We start from the raw sequence: 15078 nt of genomic DNA, 5'->3' as shown, positions 1-15078 counted from the left end.
CGGAAGGCAACAAAGTTGCTTTCAAAAAGAATTCAGCAGGAGAAATCACATATTTTCACTACACCTCTCCTAAAAGCTTTGATTTTGTAGCAGATGCTCAGAAAATTAACAACAAACTACCTTTTGATGACGTGCCACCAAAGAGTAAATATAGAAGTCACATTGATAATCTTCATGCTCTAAATATTATGGGTGCTAAGACAGATAATCTATTTAATCCGATGGACACCATGACACAAGGAGAATTTGCGGATATGCTGTTACTTGCTCACGGATGGAACGGTTTTCCAGACGAATCCAAGGAGGCAAGGGGAAAAATGATGAATGGAATTCCAGAGTATAACCATGCTACTCCGATTACCCGACAGGTCGCAGCAACCATGATTCAAAACGTAAAGCAAATTCAAGATTTGAAAATGATTCAAACTGATAAAACTATTAAAGTTAAATTACTTGATGCCGCAGATGATTGGGCAGTCCAATCTATTCAAGCACTTGCCTCCCAAGGAATTCTAGACCCTGATACTTCCATCAATGCTGATGGGTCCTTTATGTTCCGTCCGAAAGATCTGTTACTGCGTCAAGAAGCAAGTGCCTTGCTGGATTTATCTTTTGATTATTATGCACTGCCTATCAAACGACAGTAGATATTCATCCTAAATTGAATCAAAATAATTGGATGATGGTATCTCATCAGCATCAGGTAAAGAATAACAAGAAATTCAACTTTATAAGAGCTTTCTGGAAACGGTAACGATTTGAAACATAACCTGACACACTTGTAGTTTTTGCATTTAAAGAAGGAACCTATCATGAAGTATGATAGGTTCCTTCTTTGTTATATAAATAATTTTAACTTTGATATAAGAGGTTAATAATGCCAATTATCCGAGAAAAAGATCAACTTCCCTACCTTAAAACCATTATAAAATTGTGAAATAGTAGCTTTAGAATAAATGAAACGAGAAATAACCGCCATTATTTCTCGTTTCATTTACATATTTATTTTTGGAAAAACAATCTAACTCCAAATACTAATAGTACTGCGCCCGTAATACCCTCTATTGTACGGTTCACTCGTTCTTTTCTTAAAAAAGTTCTTAATTGACGTATGAGTGAGATATAAAGTAAATACCATATTGCTGTCAAAGCCGTAAATGTGACTCCTAACAAAAGAAATTGAAGGAAATGATTTTGATTACTCACAATAAATTGGGGTAGAAAACTAAGGAAAAACACAGCCGTTTTTGGGTTTAAAATTGCCGTAGTAAATCCTTGTCTAAAGCTTTTAAGCGTTCCACTATCCTTAGCATTCATTTCCACTGAAACTGACAAATCTTCTTTTTTAGAAAAAGCACTTTTAATTGACTTTACAGCTAAGTAAATTAAATAAAAAGCCCCAGCATATTTTATAAATATAAATAACATAGAAAATTTCATTAGGATGGCAGAGAGTCCTAGCGTCGCCATTATTGTATGAATCATCATTCCAGACATCGTTCCTAAGACCGTCTTTATTCCACCATTTTTACCATACGATATAGTATTTTTTGTAACTAGTGCAAAACCAGGGCCAGGCATTATTATAATTAGCATTGCTGTAAGGATAAATAATAAATAGTTTTCCATGTTCTAATATTTCCTTTCCAATTTTTAGTTTTGCTTACAGTATAGCTTTTTTCATTAAAACATTACATATAAAAAGCTTGATCAGAAGTATATCTAGGTTATTAATATCAATTTGGCTAAACATTCCCCCAAAGCCACATTGATAAAACACAGGGCAAACTTATATATCAAATTATAAGCTCAACTCTCACAAAAACAGGATAAAAAAAATAAACAGCAGAACTAGTCCACTGTTTATTTCACCACGCCTTCATGTAATTTTTCTGTATAATCTTTTACATCTTTCCAGCTATCTTTCGCTGTATTCAAATCTTCTTTTATAAACGTAAATTCTTCAGGACTGATTCCTTTTACGTTTTGTAGTAAATTATTATATTTTGCACCTACTGTATACCATTGATTTGATATATTTTGCAGTGCTGTAATCGCTGCATCAATTGTTTCTGTCATGTTTGTTGTTTTATTTTTTACATCAGTCAAAATTACGACTTCTGCTTGTGCTCCCGAAATTCTATCTTTTAAATTAGCTATTTCTCTTTCTGCATTTGCGATATCTTTTTTCGCAATCGCAATCATCGGTCCGCCAGCAAGACATGTTATTAATGCTACGCATAGTACACCACCAGCAATGACCATATCATTACTCTTTTTGATTGAATCGTTATATGTATTAATTTGTTGCTCTAGAGCTGGAATACCGGCATTCGTACTTGCCAAAATCGATGTTAATTGATTTGTATCCTCTTTAAAGCTATTTGTGTCTTTCGCCATTCTATCGCGAAAGGCTTTCAAATTCCCTAATAATACATCTACCTCATTTTGATTCTTTACAATATCCGCATACAATTTTTCTAAATCCGCTTTTAACTTTACGCTATCTTTTTGATCAATCGCAATTAGCATACTATTATAATACGCTTGAAAAGTATTATTGTAATTAATAATATTTTGATCTGTTTTCATAATTTGCGGCTTCATATGATCTAACCAATACGCCGCGTTAATTTTTGCATCTCTTTGGTGCTGAATCATATTCCCTTTAAACTCACTATTAATGGAACTTATTTTGCTCAAATCAGTCTCTTGTTGATTTTGAATTAATTTTGCATATGAATCCATTGCGAATATGCTCGATGTCGTTTGTGCCATTACATCTTGGAATCCTGCTGGTCCGAGAGAATAATTTTTGGCATTTTCTTGTAACACCTTTACATGTTGTTCTGCTGCAAAAGGATGTAACGGAAATGCATTACTCGTTGCTACTCCAGCAATCATTAACGTTAAAAGACATTTTTTATAAAATCTTTTCTGCATACTTTTCACCTATTTTCTTTATAAGGATATAAAAAGCTCCTGCTCACTACTGAACAGGAGCTCTCTATTATTTAAAAATCTCTTATCTATACGTAATGCTATAACCGTTTAATTGTTATTATGCTTTTTTCGTATCTACTACTTTAATATCTTCAGCATAGATCTTTTCTGCATAGTCTTTAATGTTTTTCCAGCTATCTTTCGCAATGTTTAAATCTTCTTTAATGAAAACAAGGTCGTTTGGACTAATTGATTCTACATTTTGAAGTAAAGAATTGTATTTTGATCCCATTGTATACCATTGATTTGATATATTTTGCAACGCTGTAATTGCAGTATCAATTGTATTTGTTAAATACTCAGTCTGTGTTTTAATGTTCGTTAACCCAGCTACTTCTAATTGAGCAGTTGTAACTTGTCCTGTTATTTTTTGAATTTCAGCTTGTGCATTATCAAGTTCTTTCTTCGCTAATACGATACCAGCTGTACCACCGCCTACAGCTGCTGCACCACCTGCAATTAATGCGACTCCTAGCGGCGTTCCTGCACCTGTAGCAATAACTACTGCACCACCGATAATTGCAATTGGCCCTAGAGCTGTCGCAACTGATGAACCGATAATAATTGCATTATATTTACTAATCGCTTCATTGTACGTTGTAATTTGATTTTGCAGAAGCGGAATTCCAGCATCTTGACTAGCTAATATAGATGTAATTTGATTCGCATCTCCCTTGAAGTTTTGCGTATCCGATGTCATTTTATTTCTGAATTTCTTCAAGTCTTCTACTAACTGATCTACTTGCGCTTTATTTTCATTAATACTACTTGATAATCTAGTTAAACCTTTCGTAAGAGTTGCTTTATCCTTTGCATCTACCGCAGTAACTAAAGTATCATAATAGTTTTGGAATTTTGTATTGTAGTTAATGATATTTTGATTCGTTGAAATAAGCTGTGGCTTTAATACATCTAACCATTGCTTCGCATTTCCTCTCGCTGTATCCTGGTGCTGAATCACTTTCCCTTTTAAAGCCGCATCAACAGACGATACATTACCAAAGTTAACATTCCCTTGTTTAATAATTGTTAAAGCGTACAGATCCATTACTAATGCGTTTGAACCTGTTCTTTCCATTGCATCTTTTAAGCCTTCTGGTCCTAATGAATATTCTTCATAGTCATTATAAGCTTTTGCTACCGCGTGAACTGGAGCTTGTTTCACTGTACTTTCAGCTGCATACGTATGGGCCGGCATAATATTTCCTGCTGCAAATACTGCCATAAGTGCTGATAGAGCCATTACTTTATAAGGTTTTTTTGTCATTTTTCTTCTCTCCCTATATCGTTACTTATTTTTAATGTACTTCAACGTTTGTAACGTAATCTTCAAATTGATTCGTTTGTTTATTCATTTCATCACTAACTTTTTTAATTTGATTGAAATGTTTTTGAAGTAAACTACTGTCTGTATACGTGCCTTCTTCAACATTCTTTTGAATTTGGATCATATTGTTGTTTAAAACTTTCCAATCCGTTAATAACGCTTCTAAAGTTGTAATTTGACGATCAATTAATTCTGTAAAGCTACTTACTTGATCTTCAACGAATGTAATTTGTGTCGCCTCGGCTTCAGTTTGTGATAATTTTTGAATAAGTGGTAGTAGCTCTTTTTGCTTTTGCTGAATGCGAAGAGCTGCTTCTCTCGTTTGACTATCTGCAGCATTTACAATTTCATTACTTAAAGTACCGATAGAAACGAAATCGATTGTTTTCGTCTGCGCAGTTTGATTTGTAATTGTAAACACTTGTTTACCAATATTAATAGAACCTTTAATAATTTCTTGGGGTCTATTCAAAATAGTCGTTAATTCAGCTTGAATTTCCCCTTGAATTCTTTTAATATCTTCTCTTAATTTCACAATATCTCCACTTGATCCTTGCAGTGTTTTTATTGCTTCATCAGCTTTAATTGATAAGTTGCTACTATCTTTGTCTAATACCGTTTTAAATCGATTTAACTCTAATAAATCTTGCTCCATACTCTCTTGGATGCTTTGTACTTGCAATTGTAATTTTCCATATGCACTTGTAAAATCTGCTTTTGACTGTTCATCTTCATTTATGTTTCCTGCTAGTTCATAGAGCTTACTATAATAACTATTAAATCTAGTACTATATCTCATCATCTCTTGATTTAAGTCAATTAGCTTCGGATTATATTCATCAATCCACTCTCTTACATTTGCCTTTGCAAACTTTTGATGATTCGTCAAACTACTCATCGCATTCACCTTAATATCTGGCTGTTGTAAAATAACTAGTCCATATGCTTGTATAAGTGGTGACTGTGATCCTAACATTCTAATTGAATTGGATAATGTATTTGGAGCAATTACATTTTGTGCATATACTGTTTTCACTTCTGTTTGCCCTTCCTTAGCGTAAGCGCTTACAGGAATAAAACAACTCGTAGATACTGCTGTAACCAATAACCCTGTAATTAAAGTTTTTTTCACTTTAACTCCTCCTATGTATTAGCAACTATTACTATCGCATTTTATTATTCTATTTTCTTGCACATAGTTTGAGATGGTTAAAATAGAGAACGTTCTCACCGCGATTCACGTACGAACCATCTCTCCTAATTTTTATTGCCACAGTACTTACTTATTGTTATAAAACATTTCATAACTTTTCACATATGCTTAGTATGAATAACACTGCATAAATTTTCTGTCGGATCTCATTTTCCACATTGATACAGTGAATATATTACATAAAAATATTATTCATTTTAAACTAAATAACGTAAGTAAATATGAAATTCCGTTTTGTTTTCATATAAGTTTTGTACTGTAAGGTCATTTAAACACAGCTATTTATCTATCGTAAAGAAGTATTTTCATTCCCTTTATTTTCAAGCTTTCCTGTCCTTATTTCAAAATATAATCCGCTTCACTTTTACAATTGAAATATCCATATATCACAACAAAAACCTCTACTTATTCATAGACACAAAAAATATATTAATATAATTTTCAGACCCATATGCAATTATGCATAGTGTATACACAAAAAGGATAGCTTCACTTTCGTAAAGCTATCCTTAAAAACCTTCTTATTTTTTCAAATGATATGGAACTGTCGTAATAACAACATTTCTTTTATAGAGTAAATACGCACGAATGAGTAAACTAGACTGATTATGAAGAATGTTATGCCAACCTTTTTTCGGAATGAACTGTGGTATAACTACAGTAACCCGGTAATTTGACTCACTCGCTTTATATTGTACTGTATCAATAAACTTTGTTAGTGGCTGAATAATACTTCTATAATGAGAATGTAAGGTAACAAGCCTTACTTCAGGTTGCCACTTCTTCCATTTCTCTTCAAATTTCTTTTCCTCTTCTCTGTCAAAAGCAACATATACAGCAATAACTTGATCTGCCGAAAGAGCCTTCGCATAGTTCAATGAATTTTCCACCACATGAGTCATACCAGCTACAGGAACAACAATTACATTTCCCTCAATTGGAACAAGTGGTTCACAAGTTTTTAAACTTAATTGATCACCCACCGCGTCGTAATGCTTCTTAATTCGATGGAACAAGAAGATGATGGCAGGTAAGAAAATAAGGATCGACCAAACTTGTGCAAATTTAGTTAAAAAGAACATGCTCATTACGATAAAACTAATAACTGCACCGATTAAATTAATCGTTAATCTCAAAGCCCATCCTTCTGGTTTTTCACGAAGCCATTTTAATACCATCCCAGTTTGAGAAAGTGTGAATGGAATAAATACACCTACTGCATATAACGGGATTAAATGTTCTGTTTGCCCTTGGAAGGCTACAATTAAAATAATCGAAGCGATTCCAAGTATAATAATACCGTTTGAGTAACCTAGGCGGTCTCCTCTAATCGTAAACATTCTCGGTATAAACTTATCTTTTGCAAGGTTAACTGCTAATAACGGAAATGCAGAATATCCTGTGTTAGCAGCAAGAATTAATATTAAAGCTGTTGTACCTTGTATGAAATAGTACATGAAATTACGTCCAAATGTTTGTTCAGCAATTTGAGAAACAACTGTTACTTCTTTACTTGGAGTAATTCCGTAATAATAAGCTAAGAAAACAATCCCTGAAAATAACACTGCAAGTAATGCTCCCATTGCAAGCAATGTTTTCGCTGCATTGTTAGGTGCAGGATCCTTAAAGTTTGGAATTGCGTTAGAGATCGCCTCTACACCTGTTAAAGCCGAACTACCCGATGCAAATGCTCGTAACAGTAAAAACAAACTAATTCCTGCAACCGGCGTTCCAATTGGCGTGTGTAAAGTCGGTGAAACGTGTCCCGTTAAAATATTATATATCCCTACACCAATTAATATAAATAGTGCTAAAACGAATAAATAAACAGGATATGCTAAAACGGAAGCTGATTCCGTTACCCCTCTTAAATTTAAAATAGTAATAAATATAACAAATATAATCGCAATGATTACATTATGTGCATGTAAACTAGGAAAAGCAGATGTTAGCGCATCTGTACCAGCAGACACACTTACCGCAACCGTTAAAATATAATCGACTAATAAAGATCCTCCAGCAATTAAGCCTGGGTTCATCCCTAAATTTTCTTTTGATACAACATACGCGCCCCCGCCATGCGGATAAGCAAAAATAATTTGTCGATAAGATAAAATAAGGGCTGTCAATAATACTAATACCCCAACAGCTATCGGAATAGAATACCAATAAGCGATTGCTCCAAGACCTGCTAAAGCAATTAATATTTGCTCTGGACCGTAAGCAACCGATGATAAAGCGTCAGAAGACAAAATTGCTAACGCCTTCGTTTTATTGAGCTTTTGTTCTCCAAGCTCAGTTGATTTTAACGGTCTTCCAATTAAAAATCTTTTAATAGATGAAACCACTGCTGTCCACTCTCCATTAATTTTGTACGAACTTTTCTGCTAGTTACAGCGGATAAACTATTTCTTCAGAAAACAAAAAATGTCTACAAGCCATAACGAAATAGACTTGTAGACATTATATTTTTTGTCGCACAAGCTCCACCTTCCTTCTCAATATAACGCTTACGAGGTTAGCTGTCGGATTCGGGCCTATGAGTAGCCCTACCTTTTTCAAGGATTCACCCCATTGGATTAAGTATTAATCCATAAGAACGGGTCCCCCGCACCATGCGGTTTCAGCGATTTAGAAAATTGAAACTGTGGATTATAATACTCCTTTATTTTCAAAATGTAAACAAAAATTTTGAAAAAGAAAAAATTTAAAATGATTGCGCATAATCCGCCGATAAATATACATAATGAATACTAAAAAATCGATAAAGGAGACCCATATGTCTAAAGAAAAGAAGCCTATTTTTTCCGATTCCTATTTAGATGCGTTAGCAAATGAAATTAATCAACTATACAGTAAACGTGAACAGGAAATAAATTTGACAGATAGAACGAAAAGAAATAAATAAATTGTCATAAAAAAGAAAGCAATACACTTATATATTGCTTTCTTTTTTATTTTTTCATACATCCAATTCTATTGCTGATCTGTTAAAGGTCATTTCTTCATACACTTTCAAATTTTGATATACTGCTTCTAATAATGGTGCTTCTATAGAAAATTGTTCTGCTACATCTAGTAAATATCCTTGTAAGTGCTTTCCTTCTATAGACGAACCTTTTTCCATATCCCGCTGCATCGATGACTTCATGTCATATGAAATTTTATCAATTGTTTTCATATGTTCCTTGGAAATCTCATCCTTAACTGGTGCCCCAATATATCTCATAATTTGCACACATTCTTCAAATAAGCTTCGGATAAAATCACGTCCACCTTCACTTTCACGGATTGGTCCTATTGGTGCACGCATTAATGTTGTCACACCTGACATTACAGTAATAAATAAATATTTATGCCACATATCTTGCGTAATATTTTCACTTAAAACAAAACTAGATTTCGTATCTGCAAATGCTTTAGAAATATGCTTTATTCTCTCTGGATCTTGAGACTTAATTTCTCCAAATACAAGTCTGTTGGCAGCGCTAGTTTGTACAATTTCTCCTTGATCGTTTAACGTCGTCTCGATAAAGCATAAACCGCCAATTACTTTTTCCTCGCCGAATTCTTTTTGTAATAATGATAAATGAGCGATACCATTTAACAATGGAATGATTACAGTATTTTTACCTACAAACAGCTTCAAATCTTGAATTGCCTCGTTTAAGTGATACGCTTTTGTTGAAAATAAAATAACATCAAATGGAGAAGTTCTATCTTCTTTCGTTATTAATTTCGGTTGGAAGGAAAAATCCCCGTTCATACTTCGGATTACAAGTCCTCCTTCCTCTAATTGTTTTTTCCGTTTACTACGAACAAGAAACGTAACATCTTCTCCCTTTTCAACTAATCGGCCACCAAAAAAGCCTCCGACGCCACCAGCTCCTAGTACTAAAATACGCATACAACATCCCCCTTTTCAAAATATAATCTTATACCTTTTAGTATACATAACATTATACATGTCCCCTACTAAATAAGCTGAATTTTCATTCTTTATATAGTATAAAACAGTGGTTATTTTCAAATGAATTTGGGCATGTTGTTTTTATAGCACATATGGAAAGGAAACAATGTAAATGGAGGCAATACAAACAATCGAGGAAAAAGATGTAACAACAGCTATATTTCAATTTATATTCCCGTTTTCTTTTAAAACTGGATATGAACAAAATATGTTCCCTTTCTTACAGAAAAATGATTTTCGCCCTTTTCGACTCGATCATCTTGAAAATGAAAATACATACTACGGAAAGTTTCAAGTTTCACATCAAAATATGGAAGCATACTATCTTTCATTTACAAATAAAATTCTATTTCCTCATTCAGCGCATCAAAAAGGATTACAGCGCTATTCTAAAGACCTTAATTCAAATGGATATTTAATAACAAATCTTATTTCTGTTCCATTCAAGATTCATTCTATTGACATAACACTTTGTCCTTATGAACTTGGCTTCTTAACCATTCGGACAGAAGTAGAAACAGCTCCAAAAATGTCATTATCAGAAGCAATCGAATTTGCCGCCCGCTTCCGTGTACTTGAAACTAAAAATGATACAAACGAAACGATTTGTATTGAGTGTAATGGAAAAAGATATTCCCAAGTGGAAAGGTTCATTTTCGGTTATTTATTTCATGGCGTAACAGACTTCTTTGAGAAGAAGAGATTAAGAAGCTCTTACTTTCAAACCTTTCCATTCTTTGAAGACCAAAGAATGTACGTTCAAACATTATTATCTATAAAAGAAGATATGGAACTTAATGAAGTGGATGTTTATCGTACTTCCAGTCTTTCCGGGTTAACAAGTGATGGTAGAGCATATGTGAGTGCAAATAATCTTCCTTATATTCATGATTATTTAAAACAACACGCTTACCAGAGATGGGCACCCAATCGCTATTTCATAATGGAAGAACATATTTTCACATGTGTAACAAATGAGGGAGAACACGAAATTACTAAACTTGCCAGTCAAATGTACGGGGAATTTTATTACGCTTTGTTATTAAATCTATTTCATAAAATCGTTTTATTAAAAATGGCAAACGCTTATGCTGAACTAAACATTGAACAAGATACAAATGAAATAGAGAAATTAATTTATTCAATCAATTCATTTACAGCGAATTACTTTTCTTTAGAGCTAGTATCCCAATCACAGAGTGAAGATATTTTCTTTCGCTTAAGAAAACTTTTTAACATCGAAATTTTATACTCGAACGCAAAACAAAATCTTGATAGTTTGTTTAAATATCAAGAAAATGTCGCTTCAAAAAAAGATAGCCTTTTGTTATTAATTTTAACCCTCTACTCTGTAGTAGGCCAAATGTTAGGATTTACTATGATTGATCTTTTAAGAAACACCGATTCAAACAAAATATCTTCGCCCCTTGAATTTTTCGCTCTTTTAATAGCAATTAGCGGTATAGTCATTTCACTTATTTTAGGTGCACAAGGGTTATATCAATGGGGGGTACAGCATAGAAGAAGAAAAGCATGGGTCAAACAAACAGTGTTATCTGCTGTGAAAGAGAAAGATGATGAGAATTAAAAAAGTTTATTTTCAAATTATCCATCTGTAGCGCGCTTCAGTACATGAAATTTTTACCAGCGATTTTTCAAATATATCAGCGAAACTCGAAATATATCAGCAAAACTCGAAATATATCAGCGATTTTTCGAACATATCGACTTACCGACAAAAACTGACAAAAAGAAGAAGTTACTCCAAAATGAACTTTGGAGTAACTTCTTCTCGTTTTGCTATACTCATTCGACTTACTTTCCTGCTTCGATTTGTTCTAACGCAGCAGCTACTTGTTCTTCAGTTAATTCATGTTGTATTACGTAGCGGTTACGTGGGCTTACACGGCATTCATGAGAACATGCACGTAAATATTTCGCTTCGTTTTCTTCAGAACATAAAATTTTCTTGTTACATTCTGGATTTGAACAGTTTACATAGCGCTCACAAGGTTCACCTGTAAAGTGGTCTTTACCAACAATAACATGTTCTTTTTGGTTTACTGGTACAGCGATACGCTCATCGAACACGTAACATTGTCCATCCCAAAGCTCACCTTGTACTTCTGGGTCTTTTCCGTATGTTACAATTCCGCCATGAAGCTGACTTACATCTTCATAGCCTTCTCGAACTAACCAACCAGAAAACTTCTCACAACGAATTCCACCTGTACAGTACGTTAAAATCTTTTTACCTTCAAGTGTTTCTTTGTTTTCTCTAATCCAGTCTGGTAATTCACGGAATGATTCGATATCTGGTTTGATCGCACCTTTGAAGTGTCCTAAATCAAACTCATAATCATTTCGTGCATCAATGATAACTGTATCTTCTTGTTTCATTGCTTCATAAAAATCTTTTGGCTCTAAATACTTCCCAGTTATTTCGTGTGGGTTAATGTCATCTTCTAGACGAAGTGTAACTAACTCTGGACGAGGACGTACGTGCATTTTCTTGAATGCGTGCCCTTCTTCTTCATCTATTTTAAATACGATACCGTCAAAACGTGGATCGTTGTTCATTGCTTCCATGTATTTCTCTGTTTGCTCTACAGTACCAGAACAAGTTCCGTTAATTCCTTCTTTAGCTACAAGGATTCTTCCTTTTAATTCAAGTGAATTACAAAATGCTAAATGCTCTGCCGCAAATTCTTCAGGATTTTCAATTGTTGTGTACATGTAATATAGTAATACTCTGTATGGTTTTGTAGTTGCCAATGTATTTCTACCACCTATCTAATTTTTAAAATCATGTATAAGTTAACGTTCATATCAAAACATATATAATAAGAAAATGTATCCAAAGTTTTATGCATCCCATTTTCTTCTCTTTATACTATTTTCTATCAGTTAACAAAAATAAAAAACAAGATTACATACCAAAACACTGTGGTTATGTTGTAATCCCAATATATTATATATCATACAAATTCATTTCCATCAATTAATATGCTGTATTATAGGCTTTATGTTCACATAAATTTCAAAAATAGCCCTTTAATTTATTATCTTCCCCCTTACACATCAACCATAAACTTCCAAAAAGATTTCGTATCTTCACACCATCGATTGCACAAAGTCATATAATTTGCATTAAGGAAACATTTATGTTCAAATGAAAATACACATATTATATTTAAATGTATTGAAATAATAAGTAAGAATAAATACAATAATTTCATCAAGTTAACATTTTAAAGGGGAAAACTACTATGAATAAAGATATATCAAAAGATGAACAAGTCCCTTCTCAAAGTACAACTGTTCAATCAGCGCATTTAGCATTAAGCGGGCAAACGAAAGGCTTAAAAAGACTATTACCATTCTTAGGTCCTGCTTTCATCGCTTCAGTTGCTTATATTGATCCTGGCAATTTCGCCACAAATATTGCTGCTGGATCACAATATGGGTATTTATTACTCTGGGTAATACTCGCTTCTAATTTAATGGCTGTATTAATCCAAACTTTATCCGCTAAATTAGGAATTGCTACAGGTAGAAACCTTCCTGAAATTGCTCGAGAAAACTTCCCGAAACCTGTTTCCATCGGTTTATGGATTCAAGGGGAGCTCGTTATTATGGCGACTGATTTAGCTGAATTTATTGGAGCGGCACTCGGATTGTACTTATTATTCGGGATTCCAATGTTACCAGCCGCTTTAATTACAGCCGCTGGATCATTTATTATTCTTGAATTTCAACGCAGAAGTTTCCGTCCATTAGAAGCTATTATAACAGGAATGATTTTTATCGTTGTTATCGCTTTTGGTGTACAAGTTTTCTATGCAAAACCGGAATTAAGTCCTTTACTTTCAGGACTATTCATTCCAAAATTCCAAGGCGTGGATAGTATCTTATTAGCAGCTGGTATTTTAGGCGCGACAGTTATGCCACATGCAATATATTTACATTCCGCCTTAACGCAGCGCCGCGTAGTCGGAACAAATGATGAACAAAAGAAAAAGATTTTCCGCTTTGAGTTTATTGATATTATTATCGCAATGGTTATCGCTGGAGCAATTAATGCAAGTATGTTAATTGTTGCTGCCGCACTATTCTTTAAAAACGGCTTACATGTTGAAGATCTTGATGTTGCTTTTAATCAATTTAGCAACTTAGTTGGACCTGCATCCGCTGCTTTATTTGGAATCGGACTTTTATCAGCTGGTTTATCTAGCTCTTCAGTCGGTACAATGTCTGGTGACATTATCATGCAAGGATTCATTCGAATGCATATTCCGTTATACTTACGCCGATTTATTACAATGATTCCACCATTAGTTATTATCGCTTTTGGTGTAAATCCAACTTACGCTCTAGTCATGAGCCAAGTCGTCCTATCATTCGGTATTGCTTTTGCATTAGTACCACTTATTATGTTTACAAGTAGTAAAAAAATTATGGGTGCACTCGTTAATCACCGCATAACTACCTTTATCGCTTGGATCATTGCTGCACTTGTTATCGTTTTAAATATTTTCTTACTGTATCAAACATTTGTGGGTTAATAAAAAGGGTATTCCAATTTCAATTTGGAATACCCTTTTTGTTTGAATTACTTTCCTTCTACTTACCACTCATGTATGTCCCTCTTTCTGGCATCATCGTACCTTTTTCAGTTTGAAAATACAGTGGCAATCCTTCCGCAAAAAACATACTTACCTTTGATGGATCCTGCCTTTGATGATGAATATGTAAATGTGGCTCACTTGAACTTCCTGAGTTACCAACTTGAGCAAGAACCTCTCCTTCATTTACATGTTGTCCTTCCTTCACTTTAATTGATCCTTCCTTTAAATGGGCAAGAATCAAAAATGTCCCTGTTTCATCTACTCGTAAATATATGTGATTCCCCGCCATCGACTGAAAATTATCCGATCCAGGAACTAAATCGTGGTCATTATTATTAATAGATACAACCGTCCCAGAAGCTGGTGCCATTACTTTCGCTCCGAATATTCCATAATCCTCTAACTTATTACTTTTTACTTCAGCAGGTGGAATGAGAATATCATATGCCCATCGTTCATTCGGCTTTATAACGTGATAGTTCGTTTCTAACCGATCACCACCCCAGCCTACTAGTGCTCGTTCATTTAAAGGAAAACGAACGACTATTTTAGGGTTCATAGACTGTACATCAGCTGGGTAAGCAAGTCCGCCTATGTTAGCGAACCATCCTAAGGGCCAAGCTCCAATTATAGAAAAAAGCACAATGAAGAGTAGCGTTCTATCTATTCGCTTTCTGAAAATACCTTTCCACACAAATAGTAATACTGATGCTATTAAAATAAAAATTGATACTAGGCTAAATGCTTGTATACTCCACCAAAAAACGATTGATATAACACCATCAGCTAAATAAATTACACTCCAACTTATAATTAAAAAAGCAACTACAATTACTAATACATATTTCTTCCACATGTTGTATCCCTACTCTCATATCTTTGTTCTACATGATACGAAGTGAAAATTACGGCATATAAAAGAAATACTTACGACTTT

Annotated in this window: 12 protein-coding genes and 1 riboswitch; of the genes, 4 read left to right on the top strand and 8 right to left on the bottom strand. The window is 34.0% G+C overall.

Annotation, left to right across the window (positions count from 1 at the left end; genetic code table 11):
• Positions 1–647: S-layer homology domain-containing protein (locus tag V7S50_RS29960; protein WP_336376712.1), on the top strand; the 647-nt coding region annotated here is incomplete at its 5' end.
• Positions 648–1002: 355 nt separating this feature from the next.
• Here the strand turns inward: V7S50_RS29960 and V7S50_RS29955 are convergent.
• The 5 genes from V7S50_RS29955 to V7S50_RS29935 form a co-directional block, all read right to left on the bottom strand.
• Entirely contained in the window at positions 1003–1629 is a 627-nt protein-coding gene (locus V7S50_RS29955; RefSeq protein ID WP_063224263.1) for a LysE family translocator, read from the bottom strand.
• 234 nt (positions 1630–1863) lie between these two features.
• Positions 1864–2943, bottom strand: a complete 1080-nt coding sequence (gene nheC, locus V7S50_RS29950; protein ID WP_242251464.1) for a non-hemolytic enterotoxin NHE subunit C — start codon at positions 2941–2943, stop codon at positions 1864–1866.
• Positions 2944–3061: 118 nt separating this feature from the next.
• On the bottom strand, positions 3062–4270 hold the full coding sequence (nheB, locus tag V7S50_RS29945) for a non-hemolytic enterotoxin NHE subunit B (protein WP_242251462.1): 1209 nt from the start codon (positions 4268–4270) through the stop codon (positions 3062–3064).
• Between the two features lie 31 nt (positions 4271–4301).
• Positions 4302–5462 carry a non-hemolytic enterotoxin NHE subunit A gene (gene nheA, locus V7S50_RS29940; RefSeq protein WP_242251460.1) on the bottom strand — a complete coding sequence of 387 codons (1161 nt, stop codon included), beginning with the start codon at positions 5460–5462 and terminating at the stop codon, positions 4302–4304.
• Positions 5463–6064: 602 nt separating this feature from the next.
• Positions 6065–7891, bottom strand: coding sequence for an APC family permease (locus V7S50_RS29935; protein ID WP_242251458.1), 1827 nt, complete (start codon positions 7889–7891; stop codon positions 6065–6067).
• A 144-nt stretch (positions 7892–8035) separates the two neighbouring features.
• A riboswitch (cyclic di-AMP (ydaO/yuaA leader) is annotated at positions 8036–8182 on the bottom strand.
• Between the two features lie 140 nt (positions 8183–8322).
• On the opposite strand from V7S50_RS29935, the gene V7S50_RS29930 reads away from it, so the two are divergent.
• Positions 8323–8451, top strand: a complete 129-nt coding sequence (locus tag V7S50_RS29930; RefSeq protein WP_255446740.1) for a hypothetical protein — start codon at positions 8323–8325, stop codon at positions 8449–8451.
• Between the two features lie 54 nt (positions 8452–8505).
• Here the strand turns inward: V7S50_RS29930 and panE are convergent, their stop codons facing one another.
• The gene (panE, locus tag V7S50_RS29925; RefSeq protein ID WP_242251456.1) at positions 8506–9450 is read right to left on the bottom strand and encodes a 2-dehydropantoate 2-reductase; all 945 of its coding nucleotides are present in this window, start codon (positions 9448–9450) and stop codon (positions 8506–8508) included.
• A 175-nt stretch (positions 9451–9625) separates the two neighbouring features.
• Between panE and V7S50_RS29920 the strand changes: the two genes are divergently transcribed.
• Complete coding sequence (locus tag V7S50_RS29920) at positions 9626–11101, top strand: hypothetical protein (RefSeq protein WP_242251455.1); 1476 nt, start codon at positions 9626–9628, stop codon at positions 11099–11101.
• Between the two features lie 227 nt (positions 11102–11328).
• Here the strand turns inward: V7S50_RS29920 and trhO are convergent, their stop codons facing one another.
• Positions 11329–12288 carry an oxygen-dependent tRNA uridine(34) hydroxylase TrhO gene (gene trhO, locus V7S50_RS29915; protein WP_063224270.1) on the bottom strand — a complete coding sequence of 320 codons (960 nt, stop codon included), beginning with the start codon at positions 12286–12288 and terminating at the stop codon, positions 11329–11331.
• Positions 12289–12782: 494 nt separating this feature from the next.
• Here trhO and V7S50_RS29910 point away from each other — a divergent pair, with 494 nt between their 5' ends.
• Positions 12783–14078 carry an Nramp family divalent metal transporter gene (locus V7S50_RS29910; RefSeq protein WP_242251453.1) on the top strand — a complete coding sequence of 432 codons (1296 nt, stop codon included), beginning with the start codon at positions 12783–12785 and terminating at the stop codon, positions 14076–14078.
• Between the two features lie 58 nt (positions 14079–14136).
• Here the strand turns inward: V7S50_RS29910 and V7S50_RS29905 are convergent, their stop codons facing one another.
• Positions 14137–14997: a M23 family metallopeptidase gene (locus tag V7S50_RS29905; protein WP_242251452.1), complete on the bottom strand. Its 861-nt coding sequence runs from the start codon at positions 14995–14997 to the stop codon at positions 14137–14139.
• Positions 14998–15078: the final 81 nt, after the last annotated feature.

It is taken from the genome of Bacillus sp. CCNWLW194 (assembly GCF_037120585.1).
GTDB classification, from domain to species: Bacteria; Bacillota; Bacilli; order Bacillales; family Bacillaceae_G; genus Bacillus_A; species Bacillus_A basilensis.
This window is presented reverse-complemented; position numbering and strand designations above follow the sequence as displayed.

Bases quoted from the DNA above. Each gene is read 5' to 3' on its own strand.
- V7S50_RS29955 (WP_063224263.1), bottom strand. From the start codon at position 1,629: ATGGAAAACTATTTATTATTTATCCTTACAGCAATGCTAATTATAATA.
- V7S50_RS29920 (WP_242251455.1), top strand. From the start codon at position 9,626: ATGGAGGCAATACAAACAATCGAGGAAAAAGATGTAACAACAGCTATA.
- V7S50_RS29910 (WP_242251453.1), top strand. From the start codon at position 12,783: ATGAATAAAGATATATCAAAAGATGAACAAGTCCCTTCTCAAAGTACA.
- panE (WP_242251456.1), bottom strand. From the start codon at position 9,450: ATGCGTATTTTAGTACTAGGAGCTGGTGGCGTCGGAGGCTTTTTTGGT.
- nheB (WP_242251462.1), bottom strand. From the start codon at position 4,270: ATGACAAAAAAACCTTATAAAGTAATGGCTCTATCAGCACTTATGGCA.
- V7S50_RS29905 (WP_242251452.1), bottom strand. From the start codon at position 14,997: ATGTGGAAGAAATATGTATTAGTAATTGTAGTTGCTTTTTTAATTATA.
- V7S50_RS29930 (WP_255446740.1), top strand. From the start codon at position 8,323: ATGTCTAAAGAAAAGAAGCCTATTTTTTCCGATTCCTATTTAGATGCG.
- nheC (WP_242251464.1), bottom strand. From the start codon at position 2,943: ATGCAGAAAAGATTTTATAAAAAATGTCTTTTAACGTTAATGATTGCT.